This window comes from Clostridium muellerianum, assembly GCF_012926525.1.
GTDB classification, from domain to species: domain Bacteria; phylum Bacillota; class Clostridia; order Clostridiales; family Clostridiaceae; genus Clostridium_AM; species Clostridium_AM muellerianum.
In genome coordinates this window covers 53,421-76,221 of record NZ_JABBNI010000016.1, presented here as the reverse complement: position 1 = coordinate 76,221, position 22,801 = coordinate 53,421, and the positions used below count along the sequence as shown (strand labels likewise).

The window sequence follows — 22,801 nt, the reverse complement described above, 5'->3', positions numbered from 1 at the left end:
AGAAAGTGTATTATTGTGAAGATTGATAGATTACTGGGAATTTTAAGTGTCCTTGCAAATACAGATAGAATTACAATACAAGAATTAGCGGAAAGGTTTGAAGTTTCCAAACGCACAGTTTTTCGAGATTTGGATACCCTGAATCAGTCAGGAGTTTCGATTGTTTAAGGTAAGTAGGATTGCTGCTTACAAAATTATGGATGCAAGTTTTAATTATAAGACAGTTGAAAAAATAGATTTCAAAAAGGATTTTGGTGTTGGACTGTTTTCCTCAGAAAATCAGAAACCATTGTTTGAAGTTATACTAGAATATGATATTACTAATGAATTTTTCCTAATAGATAAGATAGATGCGAAATTTTTCCATAGAATGAGCAGTATAAAAGATAAGGGGCAGATTATATTTTCTGTTTCTGATTTGGAATGGACTTCTAATTTAGTTTTCAGCCTGCAGGATAAAGTTAAAGTTATAGCTCATTTTGAATTAAAAGAAGCAGTAAAAGTCAGAATAAAAAGAATAAATGAACTTTATAAAGATGACATATAGGTGTCATCTTTTTCATTGTACAATACTTAAGAAAGGAAGTGTTACAATGAAAAAAGAAGTACTTGTATTTATTTTTAATGGATATGCAGATTGGGAAAGTGCCTATATTTGTTCAGAACTTAATGAATTAGAAACGGATTATATTGTAAAAACTTTAAGCTTGGATAAAGAACCTAAAATTTCTATGGGGGGTTTTCGAATTATTCCAGATTATGATATAAGTGATTACCCAAAAAATTTCAGTATGTTGCTTTTAATTGGAGGTTATGCTTGGATGAAACAGAAAAATAATGCCATTCTGCCTGTGGTAGAGCATGCTGTAAAGCATCATATTTCAGTAGCAGCAATTCGTAATGCAGCAAATTTTATGGCAGAGAACGGATATTTGGATACTATCAGACATTCTGGCAATACGCTAGAGTATATGAAATCACAAGCGCCGCACTACAAGGGCGACAGCAATTTTCTTCAAAAACAAGCAGTTTGTGATTCGGATATCATAACTGCAAATGGTACAGCTTCTTTAGAATTTGCTAGAGAAATTATGCTGTATTTAAAGCTTAAGTCTGTAGAAAAAATTGATGAATGGTATAAATTTAACAAGTTAGGATTCTACAAGAGGTAAGCAATATAATTATATTTTTAAAAAAGTTTTTCACAATACCTTGAAATACGTTTTTGGCATTCTTATTAATAACAATGAGTGAAAACATTATTGCAGGTGATTTTGATATCATTAGAATAATTGAATTTAAGGATACATTAAGGTTAGATATATTTTATATTCATGTTTCTTTTTTAGTATGTATTTGTAAGGAGGTTATACTATGCAAATTATTAATTTATTACTTAGTTCCGTTATACAAATACTAATGTTTTCAATTATTCCTTTTATCTGGTGGGCGGTTCGTGATCGTAAAAAATATGGATTTTTAAGATGGCTAGGCATAAAAAAACCTATTATTAAGAACAAAGCTAAATATTTAATGACTTTTATACTGATAATTATATTTTTGATAATTTTATCAATTTTTGTTATTCCAATTTTTGTAGATAAATCTATTATGGCTACAAATCAATTTTCAGGACAAGGTGTAGCAGCATTAATTCCAGCTTTTATTTATGCTTTTTTACAAACAGCCTTTTCAGAAGAATTATTTTTTAGAGGATTTTTGACAAAAAGATTGATACATAAGTTTGGATTTGAAGTAGGAAATATAATACAAGGCTTATTATTTGGGGCAATGCATGGAGTTTTATTTATGTCAAAAGTAGCATTGTTTTATACAATAGTCATAGTTTTTTTTACTGGTTTCTTAGGTCTTTTAATGGGATGGATAAATGAAAAACAATCAGAAGGGTCTATTATTTCTAGCTGGTTACTTCATGGATGCTTTAACATAGTAGCTTCTATTATAGCAATGTTTAATTTAGGCATCTAAAAGAAAATAACAAGTCCAATAAGTCACGGATATTTTTTGTAAGACAAGGAGAAAGGTTCCCCAGAAGTTTAAGCTACCTAAGGGTTCTGTGGACTCAGTATTACGAAAAATAGAATAGCATATGGACTTGTTATTTTTTTTGAAGATGCCTTATAGTTGAAATGTTTAGTATTTTTTAGATTTACTAATATGAACAGTATTTTAATTTAATGTGTGATAAAATAAAGAAAAATACTAAAGGTGGAAATAAATATGAAAAGAGTACTTATATGTGATGATGATAACGATATAATTGATTTGCTTGAACTTTATTTAGCAAAGGATAATATTGATATATTAAGAGCTGAAGATGGTCAAGAAGCTTTAGATATTTTAAAAAAAGGTAATATTGATATTTGTCTATTAGATGTTATGATGCCAAAGATTACAGGATATCAGGTAATGAAAAAGGCTAAGAAATTTACGGATATACCAATTATATTTATAACAGCTAAAAGTGATGATAATGACGTTATTTTAGGTTTAGATTTAGGAGCTGATGATTATATCAAAAAGCCATTTAATCCATTAGAGGTTGCTGCAAGGGTAAGAGCACAACTTAGAAGAAGTCATACAAATTGTGAAGTAAAGGATAATATAATAAGAATTGGTGATGTTGAATTAGATACAAAAGAAGCTATATTAAAAGTGAGAAATGTAGATTTCATATTGACATCCATAGAGTTTAAAATGTTAAAGTATTTAATGGTGAATAAAGGAATCATATTAACTAAGGTACAAATATTTGAGGAGGTATGGAGAGAAGATTTCATAACTGATGATAATATTATTATGGTTTATATTAGTAAGCTCAGAGAAAAAATTGAAGAAAATCCAAAGCAGCCTGTGTATTTAAAAACTATTAGAGGATTGGGGTATAAATTTGAAAAACAAGTCTAATAAAACTGAAACAGTATTTTATTTATTTATTAAAACATATATTGAGCTTGTATGTGTACTGGTTGTTAGTTTGATATTATTACTGGTGCTTGTAAGTTTCTTTTTTGGAAAGCTAACAGAAAGTACATTACCTAATATAGGTGTATATGACAAAATAGGAAAAAGTTATGAAACTTTTGATGCTAGAGAACTTGAAAAAATGGGTGGAGGTTTTGAAGTAATAGATGAAAATAATAAAGTTATATTTAGAAAAGGTAATATAGGTAAAAAGAAAGAAACATACACTCAAGAGGAACTTTTAAAGCTTAGTTATCTTTCTTCTATTGAAAGTAGCAAAGAGTTACATATATTAAATGGTTTTATATCAAATAACGGGAAAAAGTATATATCTATAATAACCTTGCCATCTAATAATATAAAATTAAATTTTCAGTTTTCTAGTAAGTATATGTATTTGTTCAAAGGAATAAAAAGTAAATTGATAATAAGCCTTATTTTGTTTATATCAATAGTAATTTTTAGTATAGGTTTGTTTAGTTACTTAATATCTATAAGGTTAGGGAAACCATTAAAGAAGATAGAAGAAGGTCTTGTTTCTATTGGAAACGGAAATTATAAAGATAGACTTAAATTTAATGGTCCTAAAGAGTTTGATGTAATTAAAGATACTTTTAATGAAATTTTAGACAAACTTAGCAAAACAGAAGATGAAAAAAGAATGTTAGAAGATAGTAAAAAAAGATTGTTGGCAGATTTAACTCATGATATAAAGAGTCCTATTACTTCAATTAAAGGGTTTTCACAGGCATTAGTTGAAGGAAGGATAGACAATGAGGATAAAGATAGATATTATAAAGTGATTAATAGAAAGTCTGATGAAGTAGTAGAAATGATAGATGAACTTTTTCAATATGTAAAGATGGATACACCGGATTTTAAGTTAAATATGCAAAAAAAAGATATTTGTGAGGTTTTAAGACGGCTAATTGTAAAATATTATGATGACATAAAAAATAAAGGAATGGAACTAGAATTTTTTATTCCAGAGGAAAAAATATATGTGCAAATAGATGAGATAAATTTATTTAGAGCTTTAGGTAATTTAGTGGATAATGTTCTAAAATATAATAAGCCAGGTACTAGGATAAAAATAGAGTTAAGTAAGGATGAAATAGATGGGAAATGTATAGAAAAAAATGAAAAGGTAGTATTTATAACAGTTTGTGATGATGGAATTGGAATAAAAAATAAAGATATTATATTCGATCCTTTTGTAAGAGAAGATGAAAGCAGAAAAAATGATGGAGGGACAGGGTTAGGACTTTCAATTGTAAAGAAGATTATAGAATTGCATGGAGGCAAAATAGGTATTACTGAAAATGTAGAATATAAAACAATATTTCAAATTGCTTTATATGAAAATTGTTCCATTTTCAAGTAATTGAATTACATCATTCAAATGACTATAATATTGAAAATTAATAGAAAATGTTTGCTGCTAATAAGTCAGCAAACATTTTATCATATATGCACATTGATCAATAGCAATTTCTCTATCAAAATTTGTATCGGAAGAAAAAATTAATTCATGGCAAAGAGCATCAGCGCTGTTCAATGCAAGGAACATTTTTTCCTTTGAGTTATTAATAATAATATTTCTTCTTTCTAATTGCTTAAATATTCTATTTGTTATTTCATCATGTTGAGTTTTAAAATGATTTTTTATATCTTCATCGAGAAAACTTAAAGACATAATTTCGTTATGAAGATTTTTAGATATATTGTGAGATTCAATTAATATGTTGATAACTTCTTTAATCACATTTAATAAATCTTCTTCCATAGGTATCTGATTGAATTTGTTAATTACAAGTTCTTGCATAATATTACCATATTTAAGTAAAGCTTGAATAAATATATCTTTCTTATCTTTAAAGTAGGCATACACAGAACCTGTGGCGATGCCTGCTCTTTTTGCTATATCCACAGTAGTTGTATTATTATATCCTTTTTCATTAAATATCTCATAAGCAGCATCAATAATTTTATTTCTCTTTTCAATAGACCTCTTTTGACGAGGTATTCGTATTTCTCTTATCAATTTCATCACCTAAGATGATTTTAGTATAAAAAAAATATTCAGTCAAGGATAATATGAATGTGAAAAAAGTTTCATGTTTTTCTTGACAAACCTGAAACATATTTCATATAATTTGAATATGAAATATGTTTCAGGTTTATGTTAAAAATCTAATTTAAATATTCTCATTTAGAAAGAAGTGTTAGGAGGTATAAAATGAAAAAAGTAATCTTTATTTTAGTATTTTCTTTATTATTGGGCGGCTGCAGTAGTGCAAAAACAGAAGTAGGTGAAAATTATAAAGCTCAAGCAGCTTCAAGAGAGGTATTTATATTTTCAGGAAAAATTCAGGCTAATGATTCAACAAATTTAGCTTCTAAAATTGCACCTACTAAAGTTTCAAAGGTTGCTGTAGACGTAGGAAGTAAGGTTAATGCGGGAGATCCAATTATTTATTTAGATACTACAGATTTAGACCAGCAGGTAAAACAGGCAGAAGCAAAAGTAAATACAGCAAGGGCTAATTTAAGCAAGGTTGAAAGTGCAGCTAGGCCTGAGGATATTGCTATAACAGAAGCCAAGATGGCCAGTGATGACAAGATTCTCCAAAATGCTGAAAGCAGTTATAATCGTGTAAAGCAGCTTTATGATAAAGGATATGATACAAAGCAAAATATTGAACAGGTAGAAGCAACTTTAAACGCAGCCAAGAATACATTGACTTCTGATAATGAAAACTTAAGTAAGTTAAAAAATGGTTCAACTCAGCAGGAGATAAATGTAGCTCAGGCAGCTGTAAAAGAAGCAGAAACTTTTGTGGATTCTTATAAAACTCAATTAGGTAATGGAGTAATTAAATCACCCATATCAGGAGTAGTAAGTGTTTGTAATATACATGAAGGGGAAATTGCTGCTACTGGTGCTAATTTAGTTACTGTGGTAAACAATGATGGATTATACATAGATGGATATGTTCCAGAAGATATACTTTCAGAACTTAAGATTGGACAAGAAGTAATTGTAAAAGTATCAAATATGCCTGAAAAGAGATTTAAGGGTGAAATATCCGTTATAAATCCAATAATGAATTCTAACAATAAAAATGTAGTGAGAGTTACTTTAAAAGACGAATGTCATGTTTTAAAACAAGGCATGATTGCGCAAATAGGTTTTAATAAGTAAAAGAAGGTGAATATTGTGAAATCAAAAAGAAAGATTGTAATGATTGCTATGCTGCTTATAATGGTTATGTGCATGACAATTATTGGTATATATTACTGGTATAATGGTACATATTTTGTTTCCACAGAAGATGCAAAGGTAGATGGCGATTTATATAAGATAAGTTCTCAAATATCTGGCAAACTTTTAGAGTTTAATGGAGAAGAAGGAACTATGGTGGATAAAGAACAGATAGTTGGTCAGCAGGAATTAGCTGGACAACCTGATTCTAATTTAGATACTTCTGTTTTGCGTGCACCTATAAAAGGTACAATTATAAAAAAAGCAGTAAATGTAGGTGAAATAATAACTGCTGGTCAAGTGCTTGCGTATGTAGTAGATCCAGATAAAGTTTATATTACAGCAAATATAGAAGAAACAAAGTTGACTAAATTAAGAGAAGGTGAAAAGGTAGATATTTCAATAGATAAATATAAAGGTAAAAAATTTACTGGAGTAGTACAGTCTATTGGTGAAGCTTCAGCTTCTGAATTTTCATTATTGCCAACCTCTACAAGTGCTAATTTTACTAAGGTTGTTCAAAAGGTTCCTGTAAAAATCAAATTAAATAGTTATGGAAAAGTTAAACTATTACCTGGAATTAATGCAGTGGTAAGAATTCATATGAAATAATAATTTTTGGAAAGTCAGGTGTTTACAAATGGAAGAGAAAGAAGCAGCTTCTTATAAATGGCTTTGTTTAATGGTAATCATTATAGGAACTTTTATGGCATTTCTTGATACTAGTATTGTAAATATAGCATTGCCTAAAATAATGTCTGTTTTTTCAACTTCTTTAGATACTGGTCAATGGGTTTTAACTGGCTATATGCTTGCTGCAGGAGCTGTTATACCTTTAACAGGATATTTAGAAGAGGTTTTAGGCTATAAGAAAGTATATATATTTGCAATAGTAGTATTTACTATAGGTTCATTTTTGTGCGGAGTATCCTGGAGTATAGATGTATTAATACTGGCAAGAATTTTACAAGCTATAGGTGGAGGTATGATTATGCCAGTTGGCATGTCTACGCTCTACAAAGTAATTCCAAAAGAAAAAATTGGATTAGCAGCTGGTATATATGGTATATCAATAATGGTAGCTCCTGCTATTGGACCAACCTTAGGAGGATATATAGTTCAATATTTAAGCTGGAATTTAATTTTTAACATTAATGTACCTATTGGTATTATAGGAACAATTCTTGCTATAGCAATATTAAAGGAAGATGTAAAAAAAGTTGACAAAAAGTTAGATTTTATTGGAGTTTTAACTTCTACATTAGGACTTATAAGTATTTTATATGTAGTAAGTGAATGGTCTAAAATAGATTGGGGAGATATAAAATATCCATTATTAATCGTATTTGGATGTTTTAATCTTGCAATATTTATATTTAATGAGTTTACTATAGAAAATCCGCTATTAGAGTTAAGGGTGTTAAAAATACTTCCCTATTCAGTTAATACAATTTTAATTAATATAATAGTGTTTGCTATGTATGGGGTGCTTGTATTTATACCATTATTTTTGCAAAATCTATCCGGACTCAATGCTATGCAATCAGGTATTATTATGTTGTACTATGCAATAGGTTCAGGAATTACTATGCCTATAGCTGGAAAAATGTCAGATAAAATAGGAGGTAAACCCTTTATTATTGTAGGTATAGTTTTAATGATTATATCAACTTATGAATTATATTTTTTAAGTACAGATATGAGTAATTCAACACTTAAATTTTTATTGTTTATAAGAGGAGCTAGTGTAGGATTATGTATGATGCCTGCAACTACTATGAGTATGGCACAGGTACCGCCAGAGCTTATAAGTAGAGCTTCAGCTCTCCAAAATACAGTAAAACAGGTGGCAGGTTCATTAAGCACAACTATACTTACAGTATTTTTACAAAATAGAAAGAGTTTACACTACTATAGATTAGCTGAACAATTAACACCTTTTAACCCTGTAACTTCAAACTTTACTAATACAGTTCAAAGCTATATACTGCAAAAGGGCACAGCAGTGGCAAATGCTAAAACAGGAGTATTATACTTAGCTTATAAATATGTATATGCAGAATCTTATATGAAGGCAATAGATGATGTGTTTATGCTAACATTAATTGTTGTAGCAGCAACAATACCTTTAATGTTTATAGGTATAAGAAAAAAACAAATTAACAAAATGTAAAACAATTTTCAAAAAATGTTTTATTTACTGCTCAGCTTATTTTAGAATGGTTTAAGGCAAAAATGGATATATGGACAAAAGTATGGGAAAAGCACTTTGGAATGTTAATCCAAAGTGCTTTAAAATTAGTGATCCTTATTGTTTAATTTGAAATTATATCTACAGTTTTATTATAATTTGTTCTGTAAATCATACGTTGGATATTTAGTTCTAAGTTACTACCTGTTTCAGTAAATTCTAAGGTTCTAGTATAAGGATTTTTAGTATTGTTTTCTTTAATAGTTTTATTAAGGAGAATAGTTTTACCATCTATCATCAAATTTACTTTTGTTAAAACCACATCTGGATCTGTAGAAATTGTAATATAAGTGTTTCCAGCAGCTTTATAAATTTTTTCTATTTTGATGTTTCTATTTTCCACATTAATACTTTCATTTTGAAATTCTTTTTTTAGTTTAAAGCTTTTATTTATAATGTGCTCAGAGGTTAGGCTTGAAAATTGAATTTGAAGTTTTTTAAAATTATCAGGTAAAGTCTTAAAATTATATTTAAAAGTAACCCCATCAATGTTTGAATTTAGTTCTGATTCCTGATTTTCAATAATTTTTCCATCAGCAATGAGTTTTATATCTAAATTGCTAGGTAAAAAGGTGATACCATCAATTCTCTTTATAGCCATTTCTAGTATATTGTCTAATCTTCCTTTAACTACTGTAGTAGTAGGGGAAGCGGAAATATATTGTAATCGGAGATTAGTGTCCGTTGTTTTTATATTTTTATTTAAAAATTTTTTTATACTGTGCCCCATAGCCTTATTTTTATCTAATGTAAATGAAATTTTTCCCAGTTCCGTAGTTCCTTTAGAAATTATATTTAATGTTAGATTTTTGTCAAACATTGAAGGAGGAATAAAATTTGCAGTAGACTTTATTTCTGTTTCGGTATCATTGATAGTTCCATAAGAATTAGTAAATAGATGGCTTCCAAATTTTCCACTTAGTTTTAGTGCTACGTCTGAATTTTTAATGTTTCCTTTAGAATTTTTTATTGTGTAAAAAGCTAAGAGTTTATTATCATCCACCATTATGCCATCTAAGGTGAAAATTAATCCGTTTTTAAAGATAAAGCTTTTATTTACAGTCTGTCCTTTTCCTAATTCATTAAGTTTTTTTAAATTTGTATCCATGACTTTATCATAACCTGTAATTTTTTCAGAATAGTAAGCTAAAGTATTAAAATTATACCCTGCTAATATTAAACAAATGAATATAGCAGCAATTTTCACTTTTAAAATTTTATTGCGAGGGGCTTTTATATTTTTATCTTTAAGTGCAGTTCTTAATTTATCTTCTAAAGCTTCTGGAGCTTCTAGTCTATCAAAACTTAATTTATTTTCTTTTAACAGCTTTTCTATATCATTCACTATTCATCACCTCCAAGGCTTTCCTTAAGTTTTTTTAAACCATTAAATATACGGGATTTCACCGTTCCAACAGGTATATTGATTATTTTTGCTATAGTTTCGTTGTCCAAATCTAAAAAGTAATGAAGCTTTAGTACCTCTTGATATTTTTCCTTTAAATTTGCCAGATGCTTTTTAAGTACAATCTGTTCATCTTTCTTATCAAAGCATTCTTCAGAAAAATCTTCTTTAATATGATCTAGAGAAACTATTTTTTTATTTTCTTTTAAAAGTTTTTTGCAGCAGTTTACCAGAATTGTTTTACTCCAGCTGTAAAAAGCATCAGCATTTTTTAATTTGTGTATATTTTCATATAAGATTACAATAGTGTCCTGCATAGCATCTAAGGCATCATGTTCGTTTTTCATGTATAAATAAGCTAATTTATAAAAATCCTTTTTTTGTGTCATTAAAAGTTGCACTAAAGCTTCTTTATCACCTTGCTTTGCCTTTTTAACTAATATCTCTATATTCATTTAGCACCTCGATTCTATATATAAGAGTATTAAGGTATGGGAAAAGTTCATTTTAAAAAAATTTTTTACTTTCTATGAATTTAGTAGTGTCGTAAAGTAGATATCAAAAGAAGATAAATATGAATGAATATGTAGATAATTTATTATATGAATTTAGAGGAAAAAAACTTTTTTAATTACAATAAATGGTATGCTGAAAAATTAAAATTATAAATTTTCATAATATAGTGCCATTTTTATTAAAAAAGTTATAGAATTTCCGCATTAAAAGTCAATTTTAACCGTAATATTCAAATACCTCATGAAAATTAATATATTTGTAATTAAATTTAAATAATGTATTGACAAAAAAAATATAATTGCTAAAATATAGTTAGCACTCAACAACAAGGAGTGCTAACAAAAATAATTTTAACAGATGTTTTAGAAACGAACAATAATAAATAGAAATTTAAAAAAATCGGGAATTTACAGTAGGCATTCTTAATCAATTTGGCTTGTTATTTTGAAAAACCATAGTGGATTAAGAGTAGAAAAGTGGCTTGATTAATTTAAAAATAACCGCACCTACTCTATAGGTGTGGTTTTAATATGTTAAAAATTTCAATGAAGGGAAATGATATAAATGGCTACAAAACAATTTAAAGCAGAGTCTCAAAGACTACTTGAATTAATGATTAATTCAATTTATACAAACAAAGAAATATTTTTAAGAGAACTTATATCAAATGCAAGTGATGCAATTGACAAGAGTTATTATCGTTCACTTGTTGACAGTAATATAAGTTTCAACAAAGATGATTTTTATATTAGAATTACTGCAGATAAGGAAAATAGAACTCTTACTATTACTGACACAGGTATTGGTATGACAAAGGATGAACTTGAAAATAACCTTGGTACTATTGCTAAAAGTGGTTCATTAGCATTTAAAAATGAAAATGAAGCAAAAGAAGGCGTAGACATTATAGGTCAATTTGGAGTTGGTTTTTATTCAGCTTTTATGGTATCAGACGAAGTTACTGTAATAAGCCGTTCTGTAGATTCAAATGAAGCATATAAGTGGGAATCAAAGGGTGTAGAAGGCTATGATATTGAACCTACGGATAAAGAAACAGTGGGAACTGAAATCATATTAAAGATAAAAACAAGTACTGAGGATGAAAACTATGATGAATTTTTAGATGAATATAGATTAAAAGCTTTAATTAAGAAGTATTCTGATTTTATTAAGTATCCAATTAAAATGATGGTAAAGAAGAATAGGGTAAAAGAAGGCAGCGAAAAAGAGGACGACAAAAAAGAATATGAAGACTATTATGAAGATGAAACTCTAAATAGCATGGTGCCAATTTGGAGAAAAAATAAAAATGAATTGAAACAAGAGGATTATGATCAATTCTATATGGATAAGCATTTTGGTTATGAAAAACCTCTAAAATCAATCCATACTAGTGTTGAAGGATTAGCAAGCTACAATGCTTTATTATTTATTCCAGCTAAAGCACCTTATGATTTCTATACAAAAGAATTTGAAAAAGGTTTAGAACTTTATTCTAATGGCGTTTTAATAATGGATAAGTGTTCGGATTTATTACCAGATTACTTTAGTTTTGTACAAGGTTTAGTTGATTCTGCTGATATTTCTCTAAATATTTCAAGAGAACTTTTACAGCAGGATAGACAACTTAAATTCATTGCAAAGAAAGTAAAGGATAAAATAAAAAACGAACTTTCATTAATGCTTAAAAATGATCGTGAAAAGTATGATGAATTTTTCAAAAACTTTGGAAAGCAGCTTAAATATGGTGTTTACGCTGATTTTGGAACTAACAAAGAAGTGCTTCAGGATTTATTAATGTTCTATTCTTCAATAGAGAAGAAGCTTGTAAGTCTTGATGAGTACGTTTCACGTATGAAGGAAGATCAAAAATTCATATATTATGCAACTGGTGAAAGTGTAGAAAAGATTGAAAAATTACCACAAACTGAGTTAATTAAAGATAAAGGTTTTGAAATATTATACTTCACTGATGATATTGATGAATTTGCAATTAAAGTACTTATGAATTATAAGGAAAAACAATTTAAATCTGTTTCTAGTGGAGATTTAGGTATTGAATCTGATGAAAAAGAAAATGAAAAGGAAACACAGGAAAATAAAGACTTATTTGATTTCATGAAAGAAGCTTTAAGTGGTAAAGTTAAAGAAGTTAAAGCATCAAAGAGATTAAAGACTCATCCAGTTTGTCTTGCTAATGAAGGTGAACTTTCTATTGAAATGGAAAAAGTACTTAATATGATGCCCAATAATCCAAATCTTAAAGCTGATAAGATTCTAGAAATAAATACAAATCATGAAATGTTTGCTGCTATTAAAAAGGCATTTGAGGAAGATAAGGATAAAGTAAAAATGTACTCAAATCTTCTATATAATCAAGCATTATTGATTGAAGGTCTTTCAATAGAAGATCCAGTTCAATTTGCAAATGATATATGTCAGTTAATTAAGTAAGACATATGTATATACTAGGTTTAGAGAATAGATAAAGTACTTATAGATTCCAAGGTGAGAAAATTATATTTAAATTTTAAGAACGTATATGGATTTGTATAAATCTATATACGTTCTTTGTTGCTTAATGTAACTTTTGGTAGTAGGTGGTGAAAAAATTTGAAAATCAAGTATAAGTTGTTTTTTACTTGTCTGATTAAATAAATATTAATGCTTGAAAAATTTCAATAATATGGTATATAATTAAACAAATTACAGTTAATATGTTATATGGCTACAATTTAATTGGGGGGGGTATTAATGATTAGACTACTTACACAGAATGATAAAAAAATTATATTAGAATATCTTGAAAGAAATGAAATTGAAACATCATTCTTATATGCAAATATTATACAATTTGGTGTTGACAATAGGCAAGATATAAGAAGATGTGCAGATTACTATGGATATTTTGATGGAGAATTACTTAAAGGAATACTTCCTTTTTATAATTTAGGAAGTTGTATACCTCACTATGAGTCAGAGAAAGCTGTACCTTTATTTGCAAAGCTTATGAAAGAGCGAAAATTTGAATTTTTACTAGGAATGTTTAAAATCGTAAAACCTTTATATGAAAACATTAAGGAATATAAAGAAGTTCAATCATATGATGAAAGTTCATATTTTATGAACAGGAAATTTAAACCATTTGTGTTAGATAGAATAAAATTTATAAATGCAGATAAAGTAAAAAGTGATAAAGTAGTTGATTTTATTTTACACGCTTATATAAATGGTTTTCAACAAGATATAAACTGGAAAGACATTAAGAAATCTTTAATACAAAGAGAAGAAGAAGAGGAATTTATTATTGTACAAAATGATGATAAAATGGTAGCTCAAGCATGTGTGCAGACATATACTTCTAAAGTTTGTCAAATTGGAGGTGTTTATACACTGGAATCTGAGAGAGGTAAAGGTTATTGTAAGGCTGTGGTTTCTGAAATATGTAAGAGAATTATTGATAAAGGAAAAATACCTACTCTTTCTGCTAGAAAGAACAATATACCTGCTGTGAAGGCATATACTGCATTGGGATTTCAGCACTATGATGATTATTTGCTTATTAGGTTTAAGTAAGCTTGGGAAAATAATTATGGAGGAAATTAGTAAATTAATATATTGAAAATTAAATTGATTTTTTATGGAGGACTAGTATGTTTGAATTTAATTCTAAAAAAGCAAAAATTCTTTTAAGGCTATATTTACCGAAATGAAGATAACAGAGTGTTTGTGGGAAGAACATAAATAAACAATTTTATGATAATACAAGGTAGGAGGACTATAAGTTGAGATCACCATTAAAAGAATATGAAAAGAGAAAAGCTAAATATAACATATTGCTAAAAAAACACCAAAAATACATGGATAATTTAAGCAATTTAAGGCTTGCTGTTTTTGTACTAGGGCTTGTAATTTTAATAAGAATGTACATGGTAAAATTATATTTTTTATTTGATTCTGTAGTTTTAGTTATGATTATTTTGTTTTGCTATTTAGCTTATTTGCATAAAAACATAGAAAATAAAAAGAAATATATAGCTGCACTAGAGGAAGTGAATGAAACTTCAATAAAAAGATTAAAAGGAGAATGGAAAAACTTTCAGGATAGTGGAGAAGAATTTATAGATAAGAATCATAATTATTCCTACGATCTTGATATTTTTGGAAAAGGTTCTCTGTTTCAATGGATAAATATATGCCGCACTTATATTGGAAGACAAAGGTTGAAGGAAATATTAACGGAAAAACCTGAAGATAAACAGAGTATAAATAATAGACAGTGCGCAGTTATAGAACTTGGACCTAAAATACATTTTAGACAGAGACTTGAGGCAGAAGGGAAAATAATTTGTAATGATAAACAGGATACCAAGGAACTTTTTTCATGGATAAAAGAAAGGAATGACTATATATTAGAAAAGAAAAAAGTTTGGATTTTAAGAGTTCTTTCAATGGTGACTGGGATAACTAGCTTAACGTTGATAGTTAGAATAATTGATTATGTCATAGCTGTTTTACTTGACACTAGCAGAAGTGCACCAAAAATATTTTATATAATTCCATACTATGTTCCTATTTTTTTGATTTTTATTCAATGTGTTATTTTAAGAATAAAAAGAGAAGATAGGATGAAGAATTTAATTATCGCAGAAAAATATAATTATAATATAAAAACATATAGAAATATGCTTAAGCATATAGAAAAGCATAAATTTAAGTCAAAGTACATTATAGACTTGTGTAAAATGCTTTGTGATAATGATGCCAAAAGTGCATATAAACAAATAGATACTTTTTCTAAGATTTGTGAATCTATAGTAAGTAGACGTAATACTTTATATCCAATTTTAAATTCAATTCTCATGTTGGAATATCACTGGACCATTTCTATTGAAAGATGGAAGACAAAAGCGGGTAATGACTTTGAGAAGTGGCTTAGCATAATAGGAGAGCTAGAGGCATTGTGCAGTATTGCAAATATTAAATATGACAATCCTCATTGGAGTATGCCTGAAATTATAACTGGAGCATCAATGATTACAGCAAAAAATATGGGACATCCACTTTTAGGAGAAAAAAGGGTATGTAATGATTTAAGTGTAGAAGAATCATATCAAGTTATGCTTATAACGGGATCTAACATGTCAGGAAAAAGTACATTTATGAGAACTGTAGGAATTAATGTTATATTGGCATATGCTGGAGCTCCTGTATGTGCAGATCAATTTTGCTGTACTATTATGGACCTTTATAGTTGTATGAGAACAAGTGATAATTTAGGGCAAAGTATATCTTCCTTTTACGCAGAAATATTAAAAATTAAAAATATTGTTAAGGCCTCAAAGGAAGGTAAAAAAGTACTATTTTTATTAGATGAAATTTTTAAAGGAACTAACTCAAGGGATAGACATACTGGAGCTATGATCTTAGTAAAGCAATTAAGCAGAACTGGAAATTTGGGATTTATATCCACTCATGACCTGGAATTAGGTGAAATGGCAAAGGATAAAAATTCAAAAATTAGAAACTATCATTTCTCTGAGTACTATAGAGATAATAAAATTTATTTTGATTACAAATTGAAAGCTGGAATTTCTCCTACAAGAAATGCTTTATATTTAATGAAATTAGCTGGAATTGAAATAAAAGAAAACAATGAGGTTGAATAGAGTTTTTATTGAATTTCCATATAGGCAGGTTGTTGTTACTGCGTTTAGTTCAATTTTAAAAATATGTAGAGTGTTTAAAAACATTCCCTTTCAGGGGAATGTTTTTGTATTTTAAATAGCAAATGCCTAAATAGTTAAAAAAGATAATATTTAAGTTCCTTAAAATATTAAAGCTGATTTTTTGATGTAAAGAGGTGTACAAGCCAATAAGTAAAGTTGATTCTAGAAGGTATTGGATTAATATGTATTAAATAGAAAAATTCACATTAGGTTGTTGACATTAACCTAGAGGGTAAGGATTATAATTAAATTATTGAGATTTTTTATTATTAATATGAAGAAGACATAGATAGAGGTGGTACAAATGAAAGAGGAAAACTCTGTTTTTCCAGAAAATGATGAACAAGTACGTATTGTTCAGGAAACGGTTGCAGGTAAGGAAATTACGTTAGCACATATTATTGGTGGACCGCTGCCAATTGTTTATCAAAAATTAGGATTGAACCCAGATGTTGATTATAGTTCATCTGCTATTGGCATTATGAATATGACGCCTCCAGAGTCAGCTGTTATTGCATCTGATATTGCGGTGAAGAGTGGAAATATTTATTTAGGCTTTGCTGATAGATTTAGTGGTACACTTATTATTACTGGTGAACTTTCAGAGGTAAATGCAGCTATTACTGAGATTGTTGATTATTTTCATAATGCTTTAGGTTACGTTGTATGCCCAATTACTAAAAGGTGATATTATGAAAAAATTGTTTTTATGTGGAAGAAGTGAAGCTGGTAAAACATCACTTACACAAGCTTTAAAAGGTGAGCCAGTTAAATATCATAAGACTCAGTATGTAAATCATTGGGATATTACTATTGATACACCAGGTGAGTATGTGGAAAGCAAGAATTTGACACTACAAGCACTTTCCTGCTTTTCATATGAGGCAGATGTCATTGGATTACTATGTGGTGCTAATGAACCTTTTAATTTATTTCCTCCTGGTATTCCAGCTGCTTGTAATCGTCCACTAATTGGTATTATTACGAAAATTGATTGTGAAGATGGCAATGTACCTATGGTACGTCAATGGTTAGAAGAAGCTGGATGCGAAAGGATTTTCCCAGTTAGCAGTATATCTGGTAAGGGAATAGAAGAACTTAAACAATATTTAAATGAGCCAAAGAAAATACTATCCTTAGAGGAAATCATGGAGGCTCAAAAAATAAGCTTTAGATGATAGTTATAATTATATAGTTTTTGCTATGAAAATTTATATAAATAAAAATGAGAATTTTTAGATGATTATAATTCTGTAAAATGAGGGTGTAATAAAATGACAGAGAAATTAACAGGACAGGCAGCAATGCAGAAGGTTTTTTCAAAGGCATACAAATATGCAAAGAATGGAAAAACACGTATTGTTCAGATAGCTGTAGCTGGTAAAGAGATTACTTTAGCGCATATTATCGGTGTTTCGGATAAATCTGTTTATAAAAATTTAGGTTTGGATATTGGTACTAATGCTGGAAAGGATTTTACAGGTTCATCTATTGGCATTATAAATATTACTCCACCGGAGTCTACAGTAATTGCTGCTGATATTGCTGTAAAAAGTGCAGATGTTTTTATTGGATTTTTGGATCGTTTTAGTGGTACGTTAATTTTGACTGGTTCACGAACGGAAGTCAGGACATCTGTTGATGAAATTGTAAAATATTTTCGTGAAGATCTGAAATATAAGACTTGTTCAGTTACAGAACGATAAAAAGAAAATAATCAGAATGTAGCTAAGGCACATTAGAAAAAATACCTAGTCAATATACTAACATCTTTGACTAGGTATTTTCTTTTATATTCCTAAGTGGAGCAGCAGTATATTTTTGCTTCACAGTATAAAGCCTTGTTTGGTATTGCACTAAACAGGGTTTTGAAGATTTATTGAGGGAAAATTATTATTATAGATTACAATGACTAAGCAAATTACCTGTATAACTTTCTTTTACTTTTGATACTTGCTGGGTGGTACCTTGAGCAATAACATAACCGCCGTTAAGTCCACCTTCTGGTCCTAGATCTATTATCCAATCAGAATTTTTAATTATATCTAAGTTGTGTTCAATGATTAATATTGTATTTCCTGAATTCCTCATCTTTTCAAGTAATATCAAAAGATTTTGAGTATCAGAAAAGTGCAGTCCAGTGGTAGGTTCATCAAGTATATAAAGTGTCTTTCCAGTTGAATTTGTACTGAGTTCTTTAGCTAGTTTTATTCTTTGAGCTTCTCCTCCAGACAAGGTAGCTGCATTTTGTCCTAATTTTAAATATCCAAGCCCAACTTCAGACATAATGTTTAAAATGTGTACTAACTTAGGCTGATCTATAAAAAAGTTCAAAGCTTCATTTACATTCATTTCAAGAACATCGTAAATATTTTTATCTTTATATTTCACTTCCAGAATATTTTTTTTATATCTTTTACCTTCACAAACAGGACATTTGGACCATATATCTGCCATAAATGATACAGGGGTACATATGTTACCTTCACCATGGCAGGTATCACATTGACCTTCTTTACTATTAAAACTGAAATTATTTGATTTATAGCCTTTTTCTTTTGATATTTTTATAGATGCAAATATGTTTCTTATTTCATCCATTATTCCAGTATAAGTGGCAGGAGTTGAACGTGGAGTACGGCCAATAGCATTTTGACTTGCATATATAATTTTATCAAAATACTCATCACCACTTAGGCTGCGGCAATATCTGCTTACATCTTTTTTTCCATGAATTCGGTTTTCTATGGCAGGATATAAACACTTTGAAATAAGGCTGCTTTTTCCTGAACCGCTGACCCCTGTTATGCAGGTAATTGAGCCAGTAGGAAAAGCAATATGGATATTTTTAAGATTATTGCAGTTAGCACCAGTTAATTTAACATAATTACATTCATCTGATATGTGTGATTTTTCTATATATACACGTTTTTTGCCTGAAAGATATTTACCTGTTTCTGAATTAACATTTTCCATAATTTTTAATGGAGTATCTTGCGCTACTATTTGACCACCAAAGGTACCAGCGTGGGGGCCAACATCTATAATATAATCTGCCATAGATATAAGATTGGCATTATGTTCAACAATAATTATTGTGTTACCATAATCTCTAAGCTCTTTTATAATTTCTATGAGTTTTTTTTGATCTTTTATGTGAAGTCCGGTAGAAGGTTCATCTAATACATAAAGTATGTTGCTAATGCCACTTTCTAACTGCTTTATAAGCTTTAATCTTTGTAATTCTCCACCAGATAGTGTTGTAACAGAACGATTTAAGTTAAGATAGGAAACACCAATCTTAATATAATTACATAGTTTTCTATGGAGCTCTTTTATTATAGAAGATGATGTAGATAATTGGAAATCTGATAATTTGCATGGAAGAATTTCTAACCATTCTTTTAATGCAGTTATTGTCATTGATGCAGCTTCAGGAAAACGAGTGCCTGCAATATCTACCATTCTCCCTTCTTTTGCAAGACGTTCACCATGACAGTAATCACAAGTGGACTGTTCCATAAATTCCTTTGCAATTTTTTTTGAAGCTTCACCGTTATTAGAAGAAACAATACGTTTAATACAATTACAAGCACCTTCTACTGGTCTTGTAATATGTCCGGTTCTTCCATTTTTATTTTCGTAGGTAAAAGTGACTTTTCTTCCATTAGATCCCCAAAGGGTTTGGTATTTAAAATCTTTTGGAAGCTCAATCCAGGGATTTTCTAAATCAACATTCATATCTTCTGCTAGTGCTAGTATTTCTCCTTTCATCCAGTTTGCGTTTGGATTGTCTCTAAACTTTCTTAAAGTTCCCCACCAATTTGAAGCACCATCAAGTATTGATAAATTGGGATTACATATAATTAAATTGGGGGATACCTCCATTTTGATACCTAGTCCATTGCAAACAGGACACATGCTTTCGACATTATTAAAGCTGAAGGTAGATGGAGTTAATTCAAATAGTATATGATCACAATGATAGCACATTTGCGTTGTTTGAAATAAAATTTTATCTTTGTTATTAATTGTTACATAAATTGCACCTTTACCTACTTTTAAGCTTTCTTTTATGTAGTTTGATAAAAGATCATTTGAATTATTGTTTTCAGGTAATAAGTATTCATAACAAGGAGTATTAGCTTTAAAGGGTTCTATTTTTATTAAGGTGCCTGGAACAAGCTTAAGGAGTGTTTGGATAATTTCATCTGTATTTAAAGGGATTATTGCATTTCCACAATTTGGACAGTGTCGTACACCAATAATTGAAAATAGTGTACGTAAGCAGTCATGTATGTCTGTAATGGTTCCTACTGTAGAACGTGGGTTTCGTGCAATGTTTTTTTGTGATATTGAAATTGCAGGTGGCAGACCAGAGATTTTATCAAAATCAGGTTTTTCCATTTGTTCATAAAGTGATCGTTTGGAGGTAGAAAGGCTATCCATAAATCTTCTTTGGCTTTCAGCAAAAATAGTATCAAAGGCGAGGCTGGATTTACCACTGCCACTTACTCCAGTAATTACAGTTATTTTATTATATGGAATGGTCACATCTATATTTTTTAAATTATTTTGTCTTGCACCTTTTATAATAATTTTATTACTTTGCTTAATTTTATTATTTTTATCTTCTTTAAAAAAATCTGTAGTTTTATTATTTGATTTTGAATATTTATATATGTAATTAAAAATAGGGGGTATTTTCAATTCAACTTTACTTTGAGAAAAATCTAAAGTTGAATCATCTAACCATTTTGGCCAATGAGAAAGCCAGTCTGGAACCCTACAATCTAAAATACGATCATTTGATGGTATGTAAGGTGAAATATCAATTACAGGTGTATTGTCAAAACAATCCAGAGTACTTACTTTAATTTGTCTTAGGCTTTTATTAAAATCAATAATTTTTGCAGTAGTAAGTGCAATGGGATTAGGTCTAACTGGAGAGCGGGAAGCAAATACGCCAGTTTTAGGAGCGTTTTCATAAGGAGGCTGACACTGTGTTATTCTACGGTACTTATCCTTATCAAAATTATTAAACCACCAAAAAATTTTTATATGAGAATAGCCTTCAAATTTTTCAAAAAGTGAGTTGTCATCAAATAATTGTATAATAAACTCACCTTGTAGCTTCTTAATACTTCCTATAGATTGAATTTTGTTAGATAGAATTGAAGGTTCTTCGCTTGTTAGGTTACTTTGGAGTTTTTCATTTTCAAGCTTGGTAAAATCTTTTGGTATAGAGCAGTCTTTTACCCTGTCTTCACAGGGAAAGTAAGGCTTAATATCATAAATAAAATCACCTTCAGAAAAACAAGGATTATCGTAAAAAAGGATTAAACCAGACTTTTCATCTACATTAGTTATTTTTATAATTTTATTGGAAAAGGGTACATTAGGTTTTCTGATTTTAGAATAAAAAATTATTGCATGACTGAATAAGGATAAAAATTTAAGTCCATCTGAATAATTTTTATAAATTGATATTACATTTTTATCAATTTGCTTTGTTATCTTGCCAATAGGAAATAAATTATAGTAATTTTTATTATTCATATAAATACACCTCTTTTTTTATGTCGTTGGAATTAATAATAATACCTACCACGGTGTGAGAGTCAATATAAAAAGGTTAGAATTTTTCTTTTAGTTTAACAGGAATTTGTATTTCAGTAAGGTATTTGCTAGGATCAGTTTCATTCCAAGGACCCTTATGACATACTTGTCGGCTAATTCCTGTGATTTCGTATTGATTATTTTCTTCGAGCCAATGTACAAAAGACTTATAAGCGGGTGATATATTTTCATAAGGGCCATAAACCATTGAGCAAGCTGCTTTTTCTAAAGGCTCTGTTTGGTGAAAGATAAAGTTACCTTTATTTAGTCCTTTTTGATTTGTTATAATGCACACTTCTACATCCACATTTTTATCTTTAAATTCCGTATCATGGTAAATGGCAAAGCTGTAGTTATCTTCTGAAATGTTTAGTTTTTCCACTTTTATGTAATCACATAATTCCTTCCATAGGTCTCCTTCGCAAAAGTAATTCGGAATGATTTTCCTTAAAGAAAGAACATCATAACTGGAGATCGATTTTAATGTTACATTGCAGTGAATTGCTATTTGCTTTTTATTTATATCACTCATTGCAGTACGTATTTTTGTCAATTTTTGATTTTCTAAGTTTATATTTTCTTTAGTTTCCTTTTCTTTTATTTTTAATTGTTCTTTAATATAATTAGCATCCCAGTGTTTAAGTGCATTGTCAATTTCCAAAACAGTAAAACCAGTATCTCTTAAAAATAATATTTTATTTAAGGTTGGTATTTGTTTTGAACAATACAGTCGGTATCCAGTGTATTTGTTTACTTCAGCAGGCTTCAAAAGGCCAGTTTCATCGTAATAACGCAGCATTCTTACAGATACTTGAGTGAGTTTTGAGAACTCTCCAATTTTGAACATGCTTTTTCACTCCATTTCAAAAATATATAGTACAAATTATATATCATTTTTAATTTTAGTACCATATAGAATTAATAGTATATAGGAATTTTAAAATTAAATAAATAATTACTACAAGGTGTTATAGATTTTTTAATGACTTTGAAATTTAACAAGCACAACAGATTAAATTATTAATAAAATA

Annotated in this window: 20 protein-coding genes and 1 pseudogene; 16 read left to right on the top strand and 5 right to left on the bottom strand. The window is 28.9% G+C overall.

Going from position 1 to position 22,801, the window contains the following annotated elements; genetic code table 11:
• Positions 1 to 15 precede the first annotated feature (15 nt).
• From HBE96_RS26250 to HBE96_RS09800, 6 genes are all read left to right on the top strand, one after another.
• Positions 16 to 168, top strand: coding sequence for a helix-turn-helix transcriptional regulator (locus HBE96_RS26250; RefSeq protein ID WP_342590170.1), 153 nt, complete (start codon positions 16 to 18; stop codon positions 166 to 168).
• On the top strand, positions 161 to 547 hold the full coding sequence (locus tag HBE96_RS09820) for a WYL domain-containing protein (protein WP_243186883.1): 387 nt from the start codon (positions 161 to 163) through the stop codon (positions 545 to 547). Before HBE96_RS26250 ends, HBE96_RS09820 begins: the two co-directional genes overlap by 8 nt.
• Before the next feature lie 46 nt (positions 548 to 593).
• A complete protein-coding gene (locus HBE96_RS09815) occupies positions 594 to 1,172 on the top strand; it encodes a type 1 glutamine amidotransferase family protein (RefSeq protein ID WP_169297594.1) in 579 nt (192 codons plus the stop codon).
• Between the two features lie 202 nt (positions 1,173 to 1,374).
• Positions 1,375 to 1,989, top strand: coding sequence for a CPBP family intramembrane glutamic endopeptidase (locus HBE96_RS09810; RefSeq protein ID WP_169297593.1), 615 nt, complete (start codon positions 1,375 to 1,377; stop codon positions 1,987 to 1,989).
• 252 nt (positions 1,990 to 2,241) lie between these two features.
• Positions 2,242 to 2,928 carry a response regulator transcription factor gene (locus tag HBE96_RS09805; protein ID WP_169297592.1) on the top strand — a complete coding sequence of 229 codons (687 nt, stop codon included), beginning with the start codon at positions 2,242 to 2,244 and terminating at the stop codon, positions 2,926 to 2,928.
• Positions 2,912 to 4,369, top strand: coding sequence for a HAMP domain-containing sensor histidine kinase (locus tag HBE96_RS09800; protein WP_169297591.1), 1,458 nt, complete (start codon positions 2,912 to 2,914; stop codon positions 4,367 to 4,369). The genes HBE96_RS09805 and HBE96_RS09800 overlap by 17 nt, the downstream gene beginning before the upstream one ends.
• Positions 4,370 to 4,426: 57 nt before the next feature.
• On the opposite strand, the gene HBE96_RS09795 is transcribed toward HBE96_RS09800, so the two are convergent.
• On the bottom strand, positions 4,427 to 5,029 hold the full coding sequence (locus tag HBE96_RS09795; RefSeq protein WP_169297590.1) for a TetR/AcrR family transcriptional regulator: 603 nt from the start codon (positions 5,027 to 5,029) through the stop codon (positions 4,427 to 4,429).
• Between the two features lie 195 nt (positions 5,030 to 5,224).
• On the opposite strand from HBE96_RS09795, the gene HBE96_RS09790 reads away from it, so the two are divergent.
• The 3 genes from HBE96_RS09790 to HBE96_RS09780 are packed head-to-tail and all read left to right on the top strand — an operon-like array spanning position 5,225 to position 8,423.
• Positions 5,225 to 6,190, top strand: a complete 966-nt coding sequence (locus tag HBE96_RS09790) for an HlyD family secretion protein (protein ID WP_169297589.1) — start codon at positions 5,225 to 5,227, stop codon at positions 6,188 to 6,190.
• Positions 6,191 to 6,205: 15 nt separating this feature from the next.
• Positions 6,206 to 6,862 (top strand): HlyD family secretion protein, encoded by a 657-nt coding sequence (locus HBE96_RS09785; protein WP_169297588.1) that lies wholly within the window; start codon positions 6,206 to 6,208, stop codon positions 6,860 to 6,862.
• A 28-nt stretch (positions 6,863 to 6,890) separates the two neighbouring features.
• Positions 6,891 to 8,423 (top strand): DHA2 family efflux MFS transporter permease subunit, encoded by a 1,533-nt coding sequence (locus HBE96_RS09780; RefSeq protein WP_169297587.1) that lies wholly within the window; start codon positions 6,891 to 6,893, stop codon positions 8,421 to 8,423.
• A gap of 142 nt (positions 8,424 to 8,565) precedes the next feature.
• Here HBE96_RS09780 and HBE96_RS09775 read toward each other — a convergent pair whose 3' ends face one another.
• Both HBE96_RS09775 and HBE96_RS09770 read right to left on the bottom strand, forming a co-directional pair.
• Positions 8,566 to 9,846: a DUF4179 domain-containing protein gene (locus HBE96_RS09775; protein ID WP_169297586.1), complete on the bottom strand. Its 1,281-nt coding sequence runs from the start codon at positions 9,844 to 9,846 to the stop codon at positions 8,566 to 8,568.
• Complete coding sequence (locus tag HBE96_RS09770; RefSeq protein WP_169297585.1) at positions 9,846 to 10,361, bottom strand: RNA polymerase sigma factor; 516 nt, start codon at positions 10,359 to 10,361, stop codon at positions 9,846 to 9,848. Before HBE96_RS09770 ends, HBE96_RS09775 begins: the two co-directional genes overlap by 1 nt.
• Before the next feature lie 625 nt (positions 10,362 to 10,986).
• Between HBE96_RS09770 and htpG the strand changes: the two genes are divergently transcribed.
• The 7 genes and pseudogenes from htpG (at position 10,987) to HBE96_RS09735 (ending at position 17,857) form a co-directional block, all read left to right on the top strand.
• Entirely contained in the window at positions 10,987 to 12,876 is a 1,890-nt protein-coding gene (gene htpG, locus HBE96_RS09765; RefSeq protein WP_169297584.1) for a molecular chaperone HtpG, read from the top strand.
• Between the two features lie 300 nt (positions 12,877 to 13,176).
• On the top strand, positions 13,177 to 13,998 hold the full coding sequence (locus HBE96_RS09760) for a GNAT family N-acetyltransferase (RefSeq protein ID WP_169297583.1): 822 nt from the start codon (positions 13,177 to 13,179) through the stop codon (positions 13,996 to 13,998).
• Between the two features lie 100 nt (positions 13,999 to 14,098).
• Positions 14,099 to 14,170 (top strand): annotated as a pseudogene (locus tag HBE96_RS26245) (DUF1349 domain-containing protein); the annotation flags it as partial.
• 37 nt (positions 14,171 to 14,207) lie between these two features.
• The gene (locus tag HBE96_RS09750) at positions 14,208 to 16,091 is read left to right on the top strand and encodes a MutS family DNA mismatch repair protein (RefSeq protein ID WP_169297582.1); all 1,884 of its coding nucleotides are present in this window, start codon (positions 14,208 to 14,210) and stop codon (positions 16,089 to 16,091) included.
• 364 nt (positions 16,092 to 16,455) lie between these two features.
• Positions 16,456 to 16,839 carry a BMC domain-containing protein gene (locus HBE96_RS09745; RefSeq protein ID WP_169297581.1) on the top strand — a complete coding sequence of 128 codons (384 nt, stop codon included), beginning with the start codon at positions 16,456 to 16,458 and terminating at the stop codon, positions 16,837 to 16,839.
• A gap of 4 nt (positions 16,840 to 16,843) precedes the next feature.
• Positions 16,844 to 17,329 (top strand): EutP/PduV family microcompartment system protein, encoded by a 486-nt coding sequence (locus HBE96_RS09740; RefSeq protein ID WP_169297580.1) that lies wholly within the window; start codon positions 16,844 to 16,846, stop codon positions 17,327 to 17,329.
• A 96-nt stretch (positions 17,330 to 17,425) separates the two neighbouring features.
• The gene (locus HBE96_RS09735) at positions 17,426 to 17,857 is read left to right on the top strand and encodes a BMC domain-containing protein (RefSeq protein ID WP_169297579.1); all 432 of its coding nucleotides are present in this window, start codon (positions 17,426 to 17,428) and stop codon (positions 17,855 to 17,857) included.
• 190 nt (positions 17,858 to 18,047) lie between these two features.
• On the opposite strand, the gene uvrA is transcribed toward HBE96_RS09735, so the two are convergent.
• Both uvrA and HBE96_RS09725 read right to left on the bottom strand, forming a co-directional pair.
• Positions 18,048 to 21,710 (bottom strand): excinuclease ABC subunit UvrA, encoded by a 3,663-nt coding sequence (gene uvrA / locus HBE96_RS09730; protein WP_169297578.1) that lies wholly within the window; start codon positions 21,708 to 21,710, stop codon positions 18,048 to 18,050.
• Positions 21,711 to 21,786: 76 nt separating this feature from the next.
• Positions 21,787 to 22,617: a MerR family transcriptional regulator gene (locus HBE96_RS09725; RefSeq protein WP_169297577.1), complete on the bottom strand. Its 831-nt coding sequence runs from the start codon at positions 22,615 to 22,617 to the stop codon at positions 21,787 to 21,789.
• Positions 22,618 to 22,801 lie beyond the last annotated feature (184 nt).